Source organism: Luteitalea sp. TBR-22 (genome assembly GCF_016865485.1).
GTDB lineage: Bacteria > Acidobacteriota > Vicinamibacteria > Vicinamibacterales > Vicinamibacteraceae > Luteitalea.
The window spans coordinates 1,093,080-1,112,074 of the sequence record NZ_AP024452.1 but is presented as its reverse complement, the minus strand read 5'-3'; the positions used below and the strand labels follow the sequence as shown (position 1 = coordinate 1,112,074).

Here is an 18,995-nt window from a genome sequence, read left to right as displayed (position 1 = left end):
GCGGGGTGCTAGCCTACCGGCATGTCCTCGATTTCCCCGTTGCGCGTCGCACTGTTCGTGTCCTGTCTCGCCGCGTCTGCGTGTGGCGGCAGCCAGGCTCCGACGTCGACGGCCGCGACCTCGCCCGCCCCTGCATCGACGACCGCCGCCGGGTCGGCGCCCGCGACGACGGCCGACACCGACGCCGGCGAGCTGCCTCCGGTCCCCTCGCCCTACGACGCCCTGCCGCCCGGGGCACGGGCGTGGCTCGATCAGCCCGCCACCGACGACCTCGACGCGATGGTCAAGCGGCGCGTCATCCGCGCCGGCGTCACCTTCAACCGGACCCACTACTTCATCGATCGTGGCGAGCAGCGTGGCATCGCCTACGAGTCCCTGATGAACTTCGAGCAGGCGCTCAACGAACGCCTGAAGACGGGCAACCTGCGCGTCCAGGTCGCCATCGTGCCGCTCGGCCGCGAGGCGTTGCAGTCGGCATTGCTCGAAGGTCGCGTCGACATGCTGATCGCCCAGCTCACGGTGACACCCGAACGCGAGAAACTCGTGGATTTCTCGACGCCGACGCGCACCAACGTCAGCGAGATCGTGGTCACCGGGCCCGGCGCGCCGCGGATCACGTCACTCGACGACCTGTCGGGCAAGCAGGTGGCGGTGCGCGGTGGCGGCACCTACGAGGAGAGCCTGCGTCGGCTGAACGACCGGTTGCAGGCCGAGGGCAAGGCGCCCGTGGTCATCAAGCCGCTGCCCCCGAGCCTCGAGGACGACGACATCCTCGAGATGGTCAACGCCGGGCTGCTGCCCATCACCGTCGTCGACGACTACCTGGCCGGCTTCTGGAAGCAGGTGTTGACGGGGATCGAGCCGCACCCGTCGCTGGCCGTCCGTACCGGCGGGGTCCTCGCGGTGGCCATGCGCAAGGGCAACCCGAAGCTGAAGGCGGCGGTGAACGAGTGGCTGGCCACCTATGGGGAGCGCACCTCGTTCGCCAACGTGCTGCAGAAACGCTACCTGCAGGACGCGTCGTACGTGCGCAACGCCACGTCGCAGGCCGAGCGCCGCAAGTTCGAGGCGCTGGTCAAGTACTTCCGCACCTACGGCGCGCAGTACCACGTCGATCCCCTGATCATGGCGGCGCAGGGCTTCCAGGAATCGCGGCTGGACCAGAACGCGAAGAGCCGCGTCGGCGCCGTCGGCGTGATGCAGTTGATGCCCGCCACGGGCAAGGAACAGGGCGTCGGCGACATCACCATGACCGAGAACAACATCCACGCCGGCGTCAAGTACATGCGGTACATGCTCGACCGGTACTACAAGGACGAGCCGATGACCGAGATGGACAAGGTCCTGATGACCTTTGCGTCCTACAACGCCGGTCCGGCCCGCGTGCGGCAACTGCGGCGCGAGGCGGCGACCCGCGGCCTCGATCCGAACGTGTGGTTCGGCAACGTCGAGCGGATCGCGTCGGAGAAGATCGGGCGCGAGACGGTGCAGTACGTCAGCAACATCTACAAGTACTACGTCGCGTACACGCTGGCGCTCGAACAGCGTGACACGCGCGCGGCCATCAAGAAGGGGTCGTGATCGCAGCCCCCGGAAGCCGGGCGCGTCCAGTCAGCCGCGCAGCGCCGCCCGGCGTTCCTGCAGGTGACGGCGCACCGCATCGTCTGTCGACAACCCGATGGCCACGGTGAACGCGGCAGCCGCCTCGTCGGCGCGGGCCGCGCGGGCGAGCAGGTGCGCGCGCGTCGCCCAGTACGGCTGGTAGGTCCGCATGCGGGGATCCTCGGCGAGCGCCGCGATCGGTCCCGCCAACGCCGCCTCGACGCCCTGCACCTCCGCGAGCGCCACGGCACGGTTGAGGACGACGACCGGCGAGTCGGTGAACTGCCTCAGGTGATCGTAGAGGGCCAGGACCGCGGGCCAGGTCGGCGCGCCGGTGATCCGCCGCGCCACGTGTGCGGACTGGATCGCCGCCTCGAGCTGGAAGCGCCCGCTCGGGCCGCCACGGCTTGCATCGCGCAGCACGTGCTCGGCCTGCGCCAGCCGGGCCTGGTCCCAGCGCGCCGTGTCCTGCTGCTCGAGCGGCACGTAGGCGCCGGCCTCGTCACGTCGAGCCTCCCGGCGCGCCTCGGCATACAGCATCAGCGCCAGCAGCCCCTTGGCCTCCGGCTCGTCGGGCAGCAGCGACACCACCAGTTGCCCGAGCCACACGGCCTCGCCGGCCAGCCCGGTGACGGCGTCCTCGCCCGGATCGCCCCAGCCCTTCGCGTACCCGGCATAGATGGCATCGAGCACGCCCTCGAGCCGAACTGGCAGGTCCTCCCTGGACGGCACCTCGAACGGGATGCCGGCATCGCGGATCCGGGCCTTGCCGCGCACGAGCCGCTGCCCCATCGTCGCCGGCGGCACCAGGAAGGCGGCGGCGATCTCATGGGCGGTGAGGCCGAGGATCGTCTGCAGGATCAGCGGCGCGCGCACGCTGCGGTCGACGGCCGGGTGCGCGCACGCGAACATCAGCGCGAGGCGCCGGTCGGGGATCGGCTCGGGTGACACGGGCACGGTGGCCTCCGGCGTGGCGGCGCGCAGGTCGGCGCTCCTGCCCTCGTGCGTGCGTCGACGACGCATCGCGTCGACCTGCCGACGCCGGGCAGTCGTGAGGAGCCAGGCATCGGGGTTGTCGGGTACGCCCTGCCCTGGCCACGTGCGCAGCGCGGCAGCAAAGGCTTCGCCGAGGGCGTCCTCGGCGTCGGCGATGTCGCGCGATCGCGCCGCCAGGAACGCGACGAGGCGGCCGTAGCTGTCGCGCGCCACGCGCTCGGCAGCCCTGGCCGCCGCGTCGCCGCCACTCACCCGCGCTGGCCCTGCGAGTCCGCCGACACGGGACGGATCTCGATGGCACCGTAGCGACTCGACGGACAGCGGCTGGCCCAGGCGATGGCCTCGTCGAGGTTCTCCACGGTGATGAAGAAGTAGCCGGCCAACTGCTCCTTCGTGTCGGCGTACGGTCCGTCGAGCACGTCGGTCCTGCCGTCCTGTTGACGAACGGTGGTCGCCGCGCCTGCCGGCTGCAGTCGCACGCCGGACGCGAAACCCTCGCCCGCCTTGGCCAGTGCCTCGTTGAAGGCGGCGTAGTCGGCCCAGAGCTGGGGCTTGGGTGCAGCCGCCAGCGCCTGGTCGTCGTGGTGGATGAGCATCATGTAGCGCATGGACGATTCTCCTCGTGATGGTCCCATGCCCTCATGACGTGGCAGCCGGTCCGATTTCGACACGCGCCAGCTCGAGGATCGGCGGGTCGTGGCGGGGCATTTCGGCGGGTGTCCTGAAACGCAGGTGTTTCAGCGCGGCCGTGACACCCGTATGATGGTGTCCGGCCGAGCCGCGACGCTCATCGCACGGGTGCGATCCGGGGCGGGCCGCGTTGGTCACCATTCGGCCGGAGAGGCCAGAAGGAGTTACATGCTCACGAAGACGCAACTGATCGAGAAGCTCGTCGCCGGTTCCGACGGCCTGACCAAGAAGCAGGTCAAGAACCTCCTCGAGGGCCTTGCCGGGCTCGCGCACAAGGAACTGAAGAAGACCGGCACGTTCGTCATGCCCGGCCTGGCGAAGTTCGTGGTGGTGAAGAAGCCGGCGACCAAGGCGCGCAAGGGCATCAACCCCTTCACCAAGGAGCCGACGGTGTTCAAGGCCAAGCCGGCCCGCAAGACGCTCAAGATCCGCCCGGTGAAGGCGGCCAAGGACGCGCTGGCCTAGCCTGCGTCCCTTCGGCACCCCACGGTGCCGCGTGGTGGTCGCGCCCGGTCGGTCGCGACCACCACACCACCTCCCGCGCTACAACTTCAGGTCCCAGCCCTTCCGGAACAGCGGCTTCACGTACTTGTTGGCCTCCGCGCTGTTGGTGAAGCGCAGGTTCTTGCTGTCCCATTGCAGCTTGCCGGGCACGCGCCAGGCGATCACCACGAGCGTCAGCCACTCGGCGTAGGGCGCGGTGATCGCGAAGTCGGAGCAGGACCGATCGCCGCCCTTGCAGGCGCGCACCCAGTCGGCCATGTGCCCCGGTGACCGCGTGAGGACCTGCGGCGGCAGCGAGTAGTCCTTCCAGCGCGCCGCCGGCAACAGCCACACGCCCTCGCCGCGATCGCGCGTCGCCAGCATCCCCTTCGAGCCGATCATCACCGAGCCGTTGCCGGTGAGCACGCCGGGCGTCGGCGTGTCGTTGCGGCCGCCAGGCTGCGTGTAGACCTTGACGTCGGGGCCGCCCGGGCTCATCACGCGACGCTCGCCGGGAGGCGGCGCCTGCGGGCGCGCCCCGGCCGGCGTCTCGCCGAGCGCCGGCGCGCGGTTGCTGGTCTCGCGGCCCTTGTCGCGCAGGTTGTTCGACGGCGGCAGGATGGTCTCGTTCTCCATTCCCGGCACGACGAACGCCTCCGGATCGCCGGGGCGCGCGGCCTCGTGGTAGTACACCGACACGGGCGGCATCCCCTCGCGCGCCGGGAAGTCGAGCCGGACGACGGCGCGATGCGGCATCGAGATGGTGCTCTTGCCCTCGATGCGGAGGCACTCGACGCTGACCGGGGCGCCCAGCTTCAAGGCCGTGTGCACCGGGCCAGCCGTGTGGGTCGCCCAGTTGCCGATCTGGCCGGTGCCGAAGTCGAGGAACCCGCGCCAGTTGTACGGCACGTATGCGTCACTGAACGGCCGCGGCGCGGCGCCGCCGAGCCAGAGGTCCCAGTCGAGTCCGGCCGGCACGGCCGCTTCGGGCGGCGGCTCGGTGAGCCCCGTCGGGAACATGCCGGGCGACGTCGAGACGTGCGCCTCGGTGACCTCGCCGATCTCTCCGGACCACACGATCTCGGCCGCCACGCGATGAGCCTCGTGCGAGAAGCCCTGGTTGCCCATCTGGGTCGCGACCTTGTACTTCACGGCCGCGTCCTGCAGCAGGCGCGCCTCCCACGGCGTCCGCGTGAGCGGCTTCTCGACGTACACGTGCTTGCCTCGTTGCATGCACGCCAGCGCCACCGTGGCGTGCATGAAGTCGGGCACGCCGATCGTGCAGGCGTCGATGTTCTTCCCTTCCTTGTCGAGCATCACGCGGAAGTCCTTGTACTTCGGCGTGCTCTCGTACTTCTTGAAGGTGCTGGCGGCCCGCTTCTCGTCCACGTCGCAGAGCGCCACGAGGTTCTCGGTCAGTGCCGCCTGCCCGAGGATCAGCCCGCCCTGCCCGCCGCAGCCGATCGCTGCGACGTTGAGCTTGCTCGAGATGGGCTTGTAGCCGAGGGCCTTCAGGGACGGGACGCTTCCGTATCCTCCGGTCGGCACGGCGCCTGCCAGCAGCGTGCCCAGGAAGAAGAACCGTCGTCGCGTGATGTCGTTGCTCATCGAGCCTCCTGGCCGGGCGTCGCCCGGCTGTCGGGGGGAGCGTACCACCAGAGGAGGCCGTGCGGGCCCGGGTGTGCCACGATGGCGGAGCACGCCCGCCCCGAGTCGAGCACTCCGCCATGTCCAAGCTCCGCGTGAACGCCTTCACCGTGTCGATCGATGGCTACGGCGCCGGCCCCGATCAGTCCCTGGATCACCCGCTCGGCCGCGGCGGAGGGCTGTTGCACCAGTGGTTCGTCCCGACGGCGACCTTCCGGCGGCACGTGCTGCAGACCGAGGGCGGAACCACCGGTCGTGACGACGACTTCGCGAGGCACTCGTTCGAGAACGTCGGGGCGTGGATCATGGGCCGCAACATGTTCACGCCAAGCCGCGGCGCCTGGCTGGACGACGGGTGGAAAGGCTGGTGGGGAGACGAACCGCCCTATCACGTGCCGGTCTTCGTCCTGACGCACCACGCGCGTCCCTCGATCGAGATGGCCGGCGGCACCACCTTCCACTTCGTCACCGAGGGCATCGAGGCGGCACTGGTACGCGCCCGTGAGTCCGCGCAGGGCAAGGACGTGCGCATCGGCGGCGGCGCCGACACGATCCGGCAGTACCTGCAGGCGCGGCTCATCGACGAGTTGCACCTCGCCGTGTCGCCGGTCGTGCTCGGACAGGGCGCATCGCTCTTCGCCGGCCTCGACCTGCAGGCCCTCGGCTACGCGGTGACGTCGCACGAGTCGACGCCGGCAGCCATGCACCTGGTGGTGACGCGGAGCGACCGCCCTGTTCAGGCCTGAAGAGGACCGTCAGCGGGACGCAGCGGGCAGCGACTGCCTCGGCCGCGCGCATGTATCATGCCGTCGTGCGTGGTGCAGATCTGCACGCGCGGGCCAAGGCCATCTTCCTGGAGGCGCAGCAGCGCGAGCCGCTGGAGCGGCACGCGTTCGTCAGGGACGCGTGCGCAGCCGATGACCGGTTGCGAGACGAGGTCGAGTCCCTGCTCCAGTACGCGGCCGAGCCGACCGACATCGGCGGCGCATCGGCGCCAACCTCGGCTGCTCCCCTCCGTGCCGGCGAACTGTTCGCCGGTCGCTTTCGCATCATCGAGCTGCTCGGCCGCGGCGGCATGGGCGAGGTCTATCGCGTCACGGACGAGCTGATGCGGGTGGACGTGGCTCTCAAGCGCCTCCGCCCCGACGTCCACGGCGAACACGGGGGGCTGCTCGGGGAGGTGCGCCTCGCCCGGCAGGTCACGCATCCCGCGGTGTGCCGCGTCCACGACATCGGGCGGGCTGACGGTCAGTTCTACCTGACGATGGAGTACGTGGACGGCGAGGACCTCGCCACGCTGCTCCACCGGATCGGCCGCCTCCCGATCGCCAAGGCGATCGACATCGCGCGCCAGGCCTGCGCCGGCCTCGCCGCCGCGCACGCCGCCGGCATCGTCCATCGTGACCTCAAGCCGGCCAACCTGATGCTCGACCGGCAGGGCAACGTGCGGATCACCGACTTCGGGATCGCCGTCGAGGCCGCCGAGGACGATGGGCTGCTCGCCGGGACGCCGGCCTACATGGCGCCGGAGCAGCTGGCGGGGCGGCCGGCCACGCCTCGCAGCGACCTGTTCGCGCTCGCCGTGGTCCTGTACGAAGCGATCGCCGGCGTGCACCCGTTCGGCCTGGCGTCGCGGACGGGGCCGCCACCGCCGATGCGGGCGCACGTGCCGCACGTCGCCCCGGCCCTCGACCGGGCGCTGCTCGCCGCGCTGGCCGAGGATCCGGAGGCGCGCCCGGCGTCGGCGCTGGCGTTCGCGGCAAGCCTGCCCGGCGTGGATGCGCTGCAGGTTGCGCTGGCGGCCGGACAGGTCCCGTCGGTACACCTGGTGGCGTCGGCGGGCACCGAGGGCCGGATGGGGTCGCGCGCGAGCGTCGGGCTCGTCGCCATCGGGGTCGCCGGGATCGTGACGATCCTCGCGACGTCGCAGGCCCGCGTCGTGGACCGTGTGCAGATGCCCGAGCAGCCGGCGGTGCTGGCCGCGAGCGCGCGCCAGTTGCTGCGCGAGGTCGCCGGCAACGCCCTCCCGCCGCACGGGGCTCATCGCGTGATGGCCGACGAGCAGTACATCTCCAGCGTGCCGGCACGCGCCCTGCCCCACGCGGACGGCACGCGCCTGGCGTCAGTGGTGTACCGCGAAAGTCGCGCGCCCCTGGCCCCGTCGTACGAACTCGATGCCGTGGAGCCGTTCGCCCTCACCCCGACCAACCCGCCGTTGCGAGAGCCGGGCGACGCGGCCGTCGTGATGGACGGCCTCGGTCGGCTCGTCTCCCTGCAGGTCGCGCCGCGTCGGGCCGGCGTCGCGCCGGTGGACTGGACACCCGTCCTGCGCGCGGCGGGCATCGACCTGGCATCGGTGCGCGGCGACGCGCCCGTGCGCACCTCGGCGGCGACGTGGTCGGCCCGGCTGGTGACCGGCGGCGCTCCCGTGCGCGTGGACGCGCGCGCGACCGGCGGGCAGGTGGCCTCGTTCGTGGTCACCCGCCAGGGCTTCGTGCCCGGCGCCGTTGCCGGCGGGTCGATCGCCGCGGACGTGCTCGCGATGATCTTCTGCCTCGTGGTCCTGCCCCTCGTGTGCCTGCGAGCCTGGACCAACCTGCAGTCGGGTCGATCCGACTGGCGCAGTGCGGGGCGCATCACGGTCGTCCTGTTCGTGTGCACGCTGACCGCCGTGCTGCTCGGGGCCACGTACATGGCGCCGCGACTCGAGCTGCAGCGCATGGCGCTGATGGCCAGCTGGCAGCTGCTCCTCTCGCTGCTGACCGCGGCGTTCTACGCGGCCTTCGAGCCGTTCGTGCGGCGTCGCTGGCCATGGAGCCTGATCGCGTGGTCGCGGCTGCTCGCCGGGCGCGTTCGTGATCCCCTCGTCGGCCGCGACGCGCTGATCGGCCTGGTCGCGGCACTCGCGAGCACCGCCGTCTACCAGGTCCTGATCGCCGCCGACGTCGGGCTCACCGGCGCCCGGCCGGCGGCCTTCGCCTACGCGGTGCTGGCGGGACCGCGTCACATGCTCGCCGCGCTGATCGCGGCCGTGCCGCAGGCGCTGACCGCCGGGATGTTGCTGGTGCTCTCGTTCAGCGCGGTGGTCGGCGCCCTCAGGCGTCCCGGGCTCGCGTCGCTGGTGCTCGTGGCGACGTTCGTGGGCGTCAACGCGCTGCTCGCCGACACGTCGATCCCCGAATTCATCGCGCAGGCCATCGCGTTCGCGCTGCTGGTGTGGCTGTTCGTGCGGTTCGGGCTCGTCACGGTCGTGACCTACATGTTCGGGTACGTGTGCACCAACGCGTACCCGTTGTCGCTGGCCACCTCGTGGCGCGGCGAGCTCGCGATGGTGACGATCGCGGCCCTCGCCTTCCTGCTGATCGTCACCGCCGCCAGCGCCACGAGGCACCAGGTTGGCGCCGCCGCCCTCCGGCCTACGGCCTGAACTCCATGTACACGAGACGCGGCGCATAGGTCTTGCCGTCGGGCCGCGTTATCACCAGCGTGCGGCCGTCCACGCAGGCCGGCACGTCGCCGCCGGGACCGAGCTTGCGCGGGTCGTAGTGCCAGAACGCATCCCCCGGAGACTCGGCTACGTAGGTCCGCCCGTGCAGCGCCAGCGTCACGCGGTAGGTGACCCGCTCGCGCATCGAGGGCGATACGTACACGTAGGTGCCGGTGCGACCCTCGCGGCCCTGCCAACGCGTGACGTGCACGGTCGAGGCGCTCGGGACCAGGTCGCGCACGACCTGCACGTCCTGCAGGACGCCCTGCCCACAGGTCGGTGGGTCGGCCGCAGCCACGGTCGGCGCCGTGAACAGCTGGGTCATGATGATCGCGGCCCCGAGGCGGCCGCGGCGGACAGCAGCGGTAACGATGATGGTCATGCCGGATACGTCCTCCTGATGGAAGACGCGACATCCGCACACCAACCCCGCAATCACCCAAGCGACACGAGTTCCCGTCGCAGCCAGGCGCACCCGTGTCGCCAGTCGTCCTCGACGGTGCGGGTCGAGACGCCGAGCGCCCGCGCCACCTCCGGGACGGTGAACCCGGCGGCGCGCAACCGGACGACCTCGGCCTGCCGCGGATCGAGCGACTGGAGCGTCTCGAGAGCCCTCGCCAGCGCCAGCCGGTCGGCGGCAGGCAGCCCGGCGGGCGCGGCGAGATCCACCGCCGTCAGCGAAACCGCCACCGCGTCGCCGCCGCGCTTCTGCCGATGGTGATGACGGCCGCGGTCGATCAACAGGCGGCGCATCGCCTGGACGCCGACCGCGAGGACGTGGGTCGGCCCCTGCCAGCCACCGCGGTGCGGACGCAGGGCGCGCAGCCACGCGTCGTGCACGAGGGCGGTGGGCTGCAGCGTCGCTCCTGGTCGCTCGCGCGCGAGGAGTCGACGGGCCCGGTCGCGCAGGCGGTCGTAGACCTGCGTCCAGTAGCGATCGAGACCGGGCGTGGCGTCTGGGGCGCGGCCGGACATGGGCTCCGACGGCATCTTAAGCCGAGGACGTGCTCGAGCCGTGGTCGAGGTCAACAGTCGTCAGGCCTGCGAAAGGACCAGATCGGCAATCGCGGCCTCGATGCCGTCCTCCCGCGCACCCGACAGGTTGAAGAGGACGACGATGCCGAGGCGCTGCTCGGGCCACCAGCCCACGTAGCAGCACCCGCCACCCTCGTGGCCGACCCAGCGACGGCCGTTGCTTGTCGTCACCGAGAAGCCGAGGGCGTACCGCGCCTCGGTGCCATCGGCGAGCCGCGCCGGTTGCCACAGGCGCGTCAGCGTGTCGGCCCGCAACAGGCGCCCGGGCTCGAAGGCGGCGAGCAGGCGGAGCGCGTCGGCCGCGCTCATGTTGAGGCCGGCGGCCGGCCAGTAGCCGGGGGTGTAGCGCAGGGCGAAGTGCTGCAGCGGGCCGAACTGGCGCGTGTAGTTGGTGGACGGGCGCCCGGGCACCACGGTGCGATGGTCCCCGTACACCGCACGCGTGATGCCGAGTGGCGCGAACACCTCGCGGGCGACGGCCTCGGCGAACGTCGCCCCGCAGAGGCGTCCGACGATCAGCCCGACCAGGAAGTACGGGAACTGGCTGTAGCGCCACTGCGTGCCGGGCGGTTCGGCGAGGCCGGCGGCGGCTCCGTAGGCAAGCACTTCCTCGTCGGTGAAGACGTCGAGCTTCAGCGGCCCGACCCACGCATCGCGTCGCTCGCGATCGGCACGCTCGGCCACGAAGCGGGGATTGGCGCCCGGCCCTGCGAGCCCCGAGGTGTGCGAGAGCAGGTGGTGCACCCTCACGGCCGCCAGCGAGTCGGGCAGTTCGGGCAGGTACTGCCGCGCCGGCGCATCGAGGTCCAGTCGCCCGGCGTCGACGAGCCGGCCGGCCACCAGGCTCGCCACGACCTTCGAGGCCGACGCCATCGGGAACAGCGTGTCGGCAGTCGCCGGCACGTCGAGTTCGAGGCTCGCGGCACCGTACCCGCGCTGCAGCAGCGGCCGCCCCTCGCGCACGATCGCCGCGCCACCGCCGGGAATCCCCTTCGCCGCCATGCGGCTGCCGATGAGGCGATCGACCGCCGCCTCCGATGTCTCCTGCTGGCCAGGCCACGCCATCAGCGGGATCGTCGCGAACCCGGCAAGCACGGTGCGTCGATGGGCCTGCATGATCGCGCTCCTCCCGCCAGCAGCGATGTCGAGGCGCTGTCGCTCCCCCGTGGCTGGTGTGCCTGTTGGACGGCGGGCGCGGCCGCGGCGTTGCCCGTCGCCCACGACTGCCGGGACGCGTCAGGTCCGGAGGCGCCGCGCGTCGCCAGCTCGCCACTCTCGCCGATACCGGGCGGGCGGTGCCTCGAAGCGTCGCTTGAACGCGCGATTGAACGCCGCTTCCGACTCGTAGCCGACCTCACCCGCGATCTGCAGCACGCTGCGGTTGGTCGTGCGTAACGACTCGGCGGCCAGTTCGAGCCGCCAGTTGGCGAGATACCCCATCGGGCCCTGGCCCAGGCACCGCGAGAAGCGTTCGGTGAGGGCGGAACTGGAGAGGCCCACCTCGCGCGCAAGCCTGTCGATCGTCCACGGCTCACCCGGGCGCTGGTGCAGGACAACGAGGGCACGACCGACCACCGGGTCGGCGGCGCCGGCCAGCCATCCCGTGCGACTGGGCGACAGGTGCAGCAGGTACCGCCTCAGTACCTCCGCGAACAGCACCTCCGCCAGGTGCGCGACGATGGCCCGGCTGCCCGGCGCGGCGCCCGACGCCTGATCCACGGCGTGGCGGATCATCGACTCCAGCATCGCACCCTGGGCATCGGCGCGGATGTTCACCCGCACGACGCGCGGCAAGCCGTCGAGCAGGGGCTGGATCAGGCCCTTCTCGCTCGCGAGGTAGCCGCAGATGAGCCGCGCGCCCTCGCCGTCCCCGCCGAGGCGCGACTCGGTGAGCTGGCCGGTGAGCAGCGCCCGCATGTCCTCCTCATCCACTTCATGCTCGTAGCCGGGACCGCTTCCCAGGTAGTGGGGGTCGCCGTGCGGCATGAGGATGACATCGCCCGCCGACAGCGGCATCGACTCCTCGCCCACCCGGACGTAGCCGCGCCCCTCGCTCAGCAGGTGGAACTCGATGATGTGGCTGCTCGGCGAGCCGACGTGGCGGCCGAACACCTCCGACGGCGGCGAGGAGACGCCCCAGGGCACGCCGCACCGCGCGTGGAAGAACATCGCGCCGGTGAGCTTGACGACACGGAGCAGTTCGGACAGGGCATCCACGGGCGGCGTCCTGGTGTCGCGGCATCGTAGCGTCCGGTCGCGCCGGTCTCCAAATCAAGCTGGGCGGGCGTCCGGTCAAGCAACCGTCGTCGGCCGGGCGGGCGAGCAAGAACGGCGGCGGCGCGGCAAAGCCCGCGGCGGTCGCACTGGTGAGGATGGACCTCGAACCCGTTCCGGAGGCTTCCATGACCACCACCATCGATCAACAGCACCTCGACACACTCCTCGGACGCATCGTCATCGACTTCGGCGCGGTGTCGACCGCACCACTCGTCCTGATCGGCGATCGGCTCGGCCTCTACCGGGCGCTGGCCGCACTCGGTCCGCTGACGTCAGCGGAACTGGCGCAGCAGACCCAGACCCACGAGCGCTACGTGCGCGAGTGGCTCAACGCGCAGGCCGCGTCCGGCTACGTCACCTACGAGGCGGACAGCGGCCGGTACCTGCTCACCCCGGAACAGGCGCTGGCGTTCGCCCACGAGGGGAGCCCGGCGTTCATGGTCGGCGCCTTCCAGTTGGCCCTGGCCGCGGGCCGCCGCCTCGACACGCTGACGACGGCATTCCGGACCGGCGACGGCATCGGGTGGCACGAGCACGATCACGAGCTGTTCCACGGCATCGAGCGGTTCTTCAGGCCCAACTACGACGCGCACCTGGTGCGTGAGTGGCTGCCGACCCTCGACGGCGTCGAGGATCGACTACGTGCCGGCGGGCGCGTCGCCGACGTCGGATGTGGCCACGGCGCGTCGACCATCCTGCTGGCACAGGCGTTCCCGGCGTCGACGTTCGTCGGCTTCGACACACACGTGGACTCGGTGGCCGCTGCGACGGCCCGGGCGGCAGACGCAGGCGTGAGCGAACGCTGCCGGTTCGAGGTCGCGCCGGCCGACGGCTTCCCGGGCACGGGCTACGACCTGGTGACCGTGTTCGATGCCCTGCACGACATGGGCGACCCGGTCGGCGCCTCGCGCCACGTTCGCCGCGCCCTGGCGCCGGCCGGCAGCTGGATGATCGTCGAACCGTACGCCGGAGACCGCGTCGAGGAGAACCTCAACCCGATCGGCCGCGCGTACTACGCCGGGTCGACGCTGATCTGCACGCCCTGCGCGTTGGCGCAGGCAGGCCGCGTCGCCCTGGGCGCGCAGGCCGGCGAGGCACGCATCCGCGCCGTGGTCACGTCGGCAGGTTTCACGCGCTTCAGGCGCGCCACGCAGACCCCTTTCACGCTCGTGTACGAGGCGCGGCCCTGACCGCCGCATCCACCGCGCCACGGTCGGTTGCCCGCGCGAGCGGGTAGCCGGCGCTGGCACGGGCGCACCGTCCGTCACGTCAACCCCGCGTTCTCACAGGAGTGTCGTCATCATGTCCCAATCCCGTGACTCCTTGCCGGTGGCCCATGCCGCCGTGTTCTTCCGCTCGATGGCCGTCGCCGGCCTGCTGGTCTTGACGAGCGCGGTCACCGCCGCGCGCGCCGAGGACGCACGCACGGCAGGGCACCTCGGGGCGTCGTCGTGGCGTGCCGTGCTGACCTGGAATCGCGTCGCCACCGACGCGCTGAGCCCATCGCAGGGCACCGACCCGATGACGCAGTCGCGCACCCTGGCGATCGTGCAGGCCGCGGTCCACGACGCGATCAACGCGGTGGACCGCCGGTTCCGGTCGTACACACCCGGCATCGCCGACGCGCCGGGCGCCTCACTGGACGCCGCAGTTGCGACGGCCGCCCACGACGCACTCGCGGCGCTGTTGCCGGAGCCGTCGGCGCTCGTCGAGGCGGCGTACGCCAACGCGCTGGCCGCCGTGCCCGAGGGCCCGGCCAGGGCCGCGGGGATCGTCGTCGGCCAGTCGGCGGCAGCCGCGAACCTGGCGCGGCGGGCCGACGATGGCGCGGCGCAGGCGGGTGAGCCGAGGTACGTCCCGCGCGCCGGCGTCGGCGAGTACCAGTTCACGCCGCCCTTCGACTTCGCCGCGGCGCCGGGCTGGGGGAAGGTGACACCGTTCGTGATCGACCTGGCCGATCACGTTCTCGACGGCCCGCAGCGGGTCACCAGCGGCGCGTATGCGCAGGACTTCGCGCTGGTGAAGGCGATTGGCGAGAAGGACAGCCGGGTCCGCACGCCGGAACAGTCGGAAATCGCGGTCTTCTGGTACGAGGACTCGCCGCTCGGATGGAACCGGATTGCGCGGACGATCGTCGAGCAACGCGGCCTCGACGAGTGGGAGGCGGCGCGGGTGCTCGCCCTGGTCAACTTCGCGATGGCCGACGGCTTCATCGCCGGCTTCGAGGCCAAGTACCGCTTCCGGTTCTGGCGGCCGGAAACGGCCATCCGCGCGGCGGCCAGCGACGGCAACCGGCTGACCGCGGCCGACCCGGCGTGGCAGCCCTTCCAGGTGACGCCGCCGGTGCCCGACTACCCCTCCACGCACACGGTGCTCGGATGGGCCGCCGCCGAGGTCCTGATCGAACTGCTCGGCGATCGGCACACGTTCCGCGCCGACAGTCTCACCCTGCCGGGTGTGGTGCGCGAGTACCGGAGCCTCTCGGATGCGGCGCAGGAGAACGGCCTGTCGCGCCTCTATGCCGGCATCCACTTCCGGCAGGCGATCCGCGATGGGCGACAGCAGGGGCGCAGCATCGGCCGAGCCGTGGCCGACGCACTGGCCCCGATGCGGTGACCAGGCCAGCGGGTGCGCGTGCCGGAACCCGGCACGCGCGGCCGCGGCGCGCGCTCGGCGAGATCCGTCCGTATACTGCCTGCACACATCGATCACCGACCTCGGAGGGCTGACGTGTCCGACACGACCGGCAGGGACCGCTCGACGCTGAACCGCCGCCAGATGCTGCGGCTCTCGACCGCCGCAGGCATGGGTGCCGCGGTGCCGCACTCGTCTGCCGACGCCGCGCAGACGGCCACCGCCCGCCGGCGCGCCGCCGCAGCGACGGGCGTGTGCAGCACACCGCGCAGTGCCGTGGCGTCCACGCAGTACGGCAAGGTGCGGGGCTACGTCGAGGATGGCGTCCTCACGTTCAAGGGCGTGCCCTACGGGGCCACCACGGCCGGCGAGAATCGCTGGTTGCCCGCCAGGCCGCCGACGCCGTGGGAGGGCGAGCTCCCGACGCTGATCTACGGCGCCAACTGCCCGCAGCGCCTGCACGACTGGGTGCAGGAGCAGTCGTTCCTCTACCAGTGGACCGACGGCTGGCAGAGCGAGGACATGCTGAAGCTGAACGTCTGGACCTCGGGCCTCACGGGCTCGCGGCCGGTGATGGTGTACTTCCACGGCGGCGGCTTCGCGTTCGGATCGGCCTACGAGTTGGCCTCGCAGGACGGCGCGCAGCAGGCGCGGCACCACGATGTGGTGTCGGTCACCGTCAACCATCGCCTGAACATCCTCGGCTTCCTCGACCTGTCCGAGTTCGGCGGGCCGGCCTACGCCGAGTCGGCCAACGTCGGCATGACCGACCTGGTCGCGGCGTTGCGCTGGGTGCGCGACAACATCGCCAGCTTCGGCGGCGATCCGAACCGCGTGATGATCTACGGGCAGTCGGGCGGCGGCTCGAAGGTGACGACGCTGCTCGGGATGCCGTCGGCGCAAGGCCTGATCCACCGCGCGTCCGTGCAGTCGGGTGGCGGCGGCAACCCGCCGTCGGCCGAGCAGTCGCGCGAGCTCACGCGGCGGCTGGTCGCCGAGCTCGGCGTCAAGGACATGGCTGCGCTGCAGAAGATGGACTGGGCGCGCCTGAACGCGGCGGGCAACGCGGTGGTCGCGGCGATGAACCCGCCGCCCGGCGCAGCCGCGGGCCCGATCCCTCCCGCCGGTTCGGCGCCGCGCGTCGGCTTCGGCCCCACCGTCGACGGCCGCGTCGTCACGATGCGATCATTCTTCGAGGGAGCGCCAGCCATCTCGCGCGACATCCCGTTGCTGATCGGCTCGGTCACCGAGGAAGGCAACCGCATGTCGTCGCGGCCGACCGAGGCCGAGTGGATGGCCACGCTCGCCCGCAGCTATGGCGAGGGGAAGGCCACGGCAATTGCGGCGGCCCTCAAGCGGGCCTATCCGAACAAGAGCATCCGCACGTTGTCGTACATGTGCAGCGGCGGCGGGCTCAATGGCCTCGCGATCCGCAACAACGTCGTGCGCATGGCGACGATGAAGCACGCGCAGGGCGGTGCACCGGTGTACGCGTGGTACTTCGGCTGGCAGTCGCCGATGCTCGAGGACGCCGGCGCCTGGCACACGGCCGAACTCGCCTTCTGCTTCGACAACACGGCGCGCTGCGCGCAGGGCACTGGCAACGGCCCGGAGGCACAGGCGCTGGCCCGCAGGATGGCGACCGCATGGGCCAACTTCGCGCGGACCGGCAACCCGAGCCAGCCCGGGCTGCCGTGGCAGGCCTTCACACCCGAGCGCGGTCAGACGATGGTGTTCGACGACCCCTGCCGGATGGTCGACGACCCCGACGGCGAGGCGCGCAAGTTGTTGCTGACCTGACGCGGCACGCCCTCGCGGCGCGGCCCCTCGGCCAGCCCCTCGAAGAACTCGCAATGTCGCGCGAAGCCGAGTGACTCGTAGAGGTGAATCGCGGCGACGTTGTCGGCGCGGACGTTGAGGCCGATGGTCTCGATCCCGACGAGGTCGCCGAGCACGCCCGCGACCACGAGGCGTCCGAGGCCCCGTCCACGTCGGTCGCGTCGCGTGTAGACGTTGCCGATACTCGCCACGCCCTCCTCCCACGACACCAGGTGCGTCCCGGCCACGGCCACGATCTCGTGGCCCTCGCGGATGCCGTGGAAGACCCCGTCGGTCACCATCGACGGGAAGAAGAAGTCCGGCGACTCCCCTGATGCCTGCCCGTCGGCATAGAGGCGCTGCAGCGCCTCGACGTCGTGCGCGCCCAACCGCGCGGGGGCGTCGCTGCGCGCGGGCGCCGGATCTCCAGACCACACCATGCGCCACATCCGCTGAGCCGACGAGACGGAAGACCATCGTCGAATCTCGTCGAGCGCGTCCTGCCGCACCTGCAGGTGCACCGGGCCGTCCAGGGTGGCGAGCGCTTCGCGCACGCTGCCCGCCCCCATCGCGAACAGGATCGCCGTCCCGTAGTCGCGCAGCACGAGCGTCAGATCCGGCGTGAACCAGGTGGTCTTGGGAAACATCGCCGGCCCGAGGTCGCCGAGTGCGTAGACCGACCAGCCGGGATCGCGTCGCAGCAGGCGGCGAATCTCGTCCGCGTCGTTCAGGCGAGGCATGGTCCACCGGCAGCGCTCGCCTGGGTGCTCGTCACGCCCCGGGCCGACTCATGGATCATCGACGTCAGGATACGACCGCCCTGCAACGCGCGCGACGACGGCCGCGCGATCGGGACTGAACCTTCGGGGCATGCCGACCGTCCTCACACCCGTGGGCCATTACCGGGTGATGGATTGCTGACGCCCGACCTGGTCCTGCTGGCCGTGGTGCTGGTCCTGGCCGCCTGGCGGCTCCTCGCCCCGGCCTGGCGCCCCGGGCTGCGGGTCGCCGCCGTCCTCGTCGGCGTCGCGCTGGCGGGTGCGCAGTGGCTGCGCTGCGGCTTCACCTGGCAGTTCCTCCCGGCGTACCCGCTGCTGGCGCTCTCCGCGCTGCCGGCGCTGCACGCGACGCCCACACGTCGCCGGCTCGGCCGCCTGGGCCTGATCGGCCTCACCGCCACCGCTGCCGGCGTGTGGATCCTGCCCGCGGTGCCGACGCTGCCGCAGCCCGACGGCCGTTACGCCGTCGCGACGCAGGTCTACCGCTGGACCGACGACGCGCGCGACGAGCCGCACACACCGGAGTCGACCGACCGGCGGAGCGTGATCGCCCAGGCCTGGTATCCGACGACGCGCGCGCATCGCGGGCGTGTCGCGCGACTGCCCTACGTCGACGGGATCGATCGGCTGCCGGCGCAGGTCAGCGTGATGCCCGGCTTCCTGCTGCGCCGCTACGGCCAGATCGACACGCATGCCGAACACCTGGCGCCGTTGTCTCCCGCCGAGCGGCCGTGGCCGGTGGTCATCTTCTCGCCAGGCTACGGGGCGCCTCGCGCCGTCTACACCGGACTCGCGACCCGGCTGGCAGGCCGCGGCTTCGTCGTCTTCGTGCTGGACCATCCCTACGAGTCGGCCGTGGTGCAGCTTCCTGATAGCCGGGTCGTCGGTACCCGCGAGACCCTGCTGCCCGGGGAGCGGGACCGCTCTCGCTACATGGCTCGCCAGCAGGCCCTGCGGGCCGCCGACGTCCGCTTCGTGATCGACCAGCTCGCGCGGCCGGATGCATTGTCGCCGCCGCTGCGAGGCGGCCTGATCGACGGCTCGAAGGTTGCGGTGGTGGGCCACTCCTTCGGCGGCGCCGCCGCGATCGCGGCGATGAGTGAAGACACGCGCGTCGTGGCCGCGGCCAACATCGATGGCACACCCTATGGCGATCTTCCCGATCGCCAACTGACCCGGCCGTTCCTGCTGCTCCAGAGCGACCGTACCGAGACCCGCCACAGCGCGTTCTTCATCAACGGCAACGGCCGGCTGCTCGCCCGGATGACGGCGCCGGGCTTCCGCTACGAGATCAGGCGCAGCAACCACTACAGCTTCACCGACGTGCCGTTCTTCTTCGCGCCTCCGGGGCGGTGGCTGCTGGCGCAGGTCATGGGCGGGAGTCGTGGCCCAGCGGCTACCCAGCAGGTGGCAGCCGACATCCTGGCGGCCTTCCTCACCGGCCCGCTGACCGGCGCGGCCGCCGATCTGCCCGCGACGGTCGCGCGCTACCCGGAAGTGCTCGGTGGCGCGGTCACGCCCACCGGCGCGATGCCGTGATGGCCAGG

General features: G+C 71.6%; 16 protein-coding genes. 8 read left to right on the top strand and 8 right to left on the bottom strand.

Annotated elements, in window-relative coordinates:
* Nucleotides 1–21 precede the first annotated feature (21 nt).
* On the top strand, nt 22–1,581 hold the full coding sequence (locus tag TBR22_RS04580) for a transporter substrate-binding domain-containing protein (RefSeq protein ID WP_239491775.1): 1,560 nt from the start codon (nt 22–24) through the stop codon (nt 1,579–1,581).
* Between the two features lie 30 nt (nt 1,582–1,611).
* Here TBR22_RS04580 and TBR22_RS04575 read toward each other — a convergent pair whose 3' ends face one another.
* A complete protein-coding gene (locus TBR22_RS04575; RefSeq protein WP_239491774.1) occupies nt 1,612–2,850 on the bottom strand; it encodes an RNA polymerase sigma factor in 1,239 nt (412 codons plus the stop codon).
* Nucleotides 2,847–3,206 carry a YciI family protein gene (locus TBR22_RS04570; protein ID WP_239491773.1) on the bottom strand — a complete coding sequence of 120 codons (360 nt, stop codon included), beginning with the start codon at nt 3,204–3,206 and terminating at the stop codon, nt 2,847–2,849. The genes TBR22_RS04575 and TBR22_RS04570 overlap by 4 nt, the downstream gene beginning before the upstream one ends.
* A 250-nt stretch (nt 3,207–3,456) precedes the next feature.
* Here TBR22_RS04570 and TBR22_RS04565 point away from each other — a divergent pair, with 250 nt between their 5' ends.
* Entirely contained in the window at nt 3,457–3,753 is a 297-nt protein-coding gene (locus tag TBR22_RS04565) for an HU family DNA-binding protein (protein WP_239491772.1), read from the top strand.
* Between the two features lie 78 nt (nt 3,754–3,831).
* On the opposite strand, the gene TBR22_RS04560 is transcribed toward TBR22_RS04565, so the two are convergent.
* Nucleotides 3,832–5,379, bottom strand: a complete 1,548-nt coding sequence (locus TBR22_RS04560) for a Gfo/Idh/MocA family protein (protein ID WP_239491771.1) — start codon at nt 5,377–5,379, stop codon at nt 3,832–3,834.
* Between the two features lie 119 nt (nt 5,380–5,498).
* Here TBR22_RS04560 and TBR22_RS04555 point away from each other — a divergent pair, with 119 nt between their 5' ends.
* Together TBR22_RS04555 and TBR22_RS26780 are read left to right on the top strand one after the other, a co-directional pair.
* Complete coding sequence (locus tag TBR22_RS04555) at nt 5,499–6,164, top strand: dihydrofolate reductase family protein (protein WP_239491770.1); 666 nt, start codon at nt 5,499–5,501, stop codon at nt 6,162–6,164.
* Nucleotides 6,165–6,229: 65 nt separating this feature from the next.
* On the top strand, nt 6,230–8,845 hold the full coding sequence (locus TBR22_RS26780; RefSeq protein WP_305068768.1) for a serine/threonine-protein kinase: 2,616 nt from the start codon (nt 6,230–6,232) through the stop codon (nt 8,843–8,845).
* Here TBR22_RS26780 and TBR22_RS04540 read toward each other — a convergent pair.
* From TBR22_RS04540 to TBR22_RS04525, 4 genes are all read right to left on the bottom strand, one after another.
* Entirely contained in the window at nt 8,835–9,287 is a 453-nt protein-coding gene (locus tag TBR22_RS04540; protein WP_239491769.1) for a hypothetical protein, read from the bottom strand. The genes TBR22_RS26780 and TBR22_RS04540 overlap by 11 nt on opposite strands.
* 53 nt (nt 9,288–9,340) lie before the next feature.
* Entirely contained in the window at nt 9,341–9,880 is a 540-nt protein-coding gene (locus tag TBR22_RS04535; RefSeq protein WP_239491768.1) for an ECF-type sigma factor, read from the bottom strand.
* Nucleotides 9,881–9,940: 60 nt separating this feature from the next.
* Nucleotides 9,941–11,056 carry a serine hydrolase gene (locus TBR22_RS04530; protein WP_239491767.1) on the bottom strand — a complete coding sequence of 372 codons (1,116 nt, stop codon included), beginning with the start codon at nt 11,054–11,056 and terminating at the stop codon, nt 9,941–9,943.
* Between the two features lie 120 nt (nt 11,057–11,176).
* On the bottom strand, nt 11,177–12,157 hold the full coding sequence (locus tag TBR22_RS04525) for an AraC family transcriptional regulator (protein WP_239491766.1): 981 nt from the start codon (nt 12,155–12,157) through the stop codon (nt 11,177–11,179).
* Between the two features lie 185 nt (nt 12,158–12,342).
* Between TBR22_RS04525 and TBR22_RS04520 the strand changes: the two genes are divergently transcribed.
* The 3 genes from TBR22_RS04520 to TBR22_RS04510 all read left to right on the top strand — a co-directional run bounded on the left by TBR22_RS04520 (nt 12,343) and on the right by TBR22_RS04510 (nt 16,651).
* Nucleotides 12,343–13,407, top strand: a complete 1,065-nt coding sequence (locus TBR22_RS04520; RefSeq protein WP_239491765.1) for a class I SAM-dependent methyltransferase — start codon at nt 12,343–12,345, stop codon at nt 13,405–13,407.
* 112 nt (nt 13,408–13,519) lie between these two features.
* Nucleotides 13,520–14,833: a vanadium-dependent haloperoxidase gene (locus TBR22_RS04515; protein WP_239491764.1), complete on the top strand. Its 1,314-nt coding sequence runs from the start codon at nt 13,520–13,522 to the stop codon at nt 14,831–14,833.
* A 114-nt stretch (nt 14,834–14,947) separates the two neighbouring features.
* Nucleotides 14,948–16,651 (top strand): carboxylesterase/lipase family protein, encoded by a 1,704-nt coding sequence (locus TBR22_RS04510; RefSeq protein ID WP_239491763.1) that lies wholly within the window; start codon nt 14,948–14,950, stop codon nt 16,649–16,651.
* On the opposite strand, the gene TBR22_RS04505 is transcribed toward TBR22_RS04510, so the two are convergent.
* Nucleotides 16,573–17,409 (bottom strand): GNAT family N-acetyltransferase, encoded by an 837-nt coding sequence (locus TBR22_RS04505; protein WP_239491762.1) that lies wholly within the window; start codon nt 17,407–17,409, stop codon nt 16,573–16,575. The two genes, TBR22_RS04510 and TBR22_RS04505, sit on opposite strands and share 79 nt — an antisense overlap.
* A 174-nt stretch (nt 17,410–17,583) precedes the next feature.
* Here TBR22_RS04505 and TBR22_RS04500 point away from each other — a divergent pair, with 174 nt between their 5' ends.
* A complete protein-coding gene (locus tag TBR22_RS04500) occupies nt 17,584–18,987 on the top strand; it encodes a hypothetical protein (RefSeq protein ID WP_239491761.1) in 1,404 nt (467 codons plus the stop codon).
* The last annotated feature ends 8 nt before the right edge of the window (nt 18,988–18,995 follow it).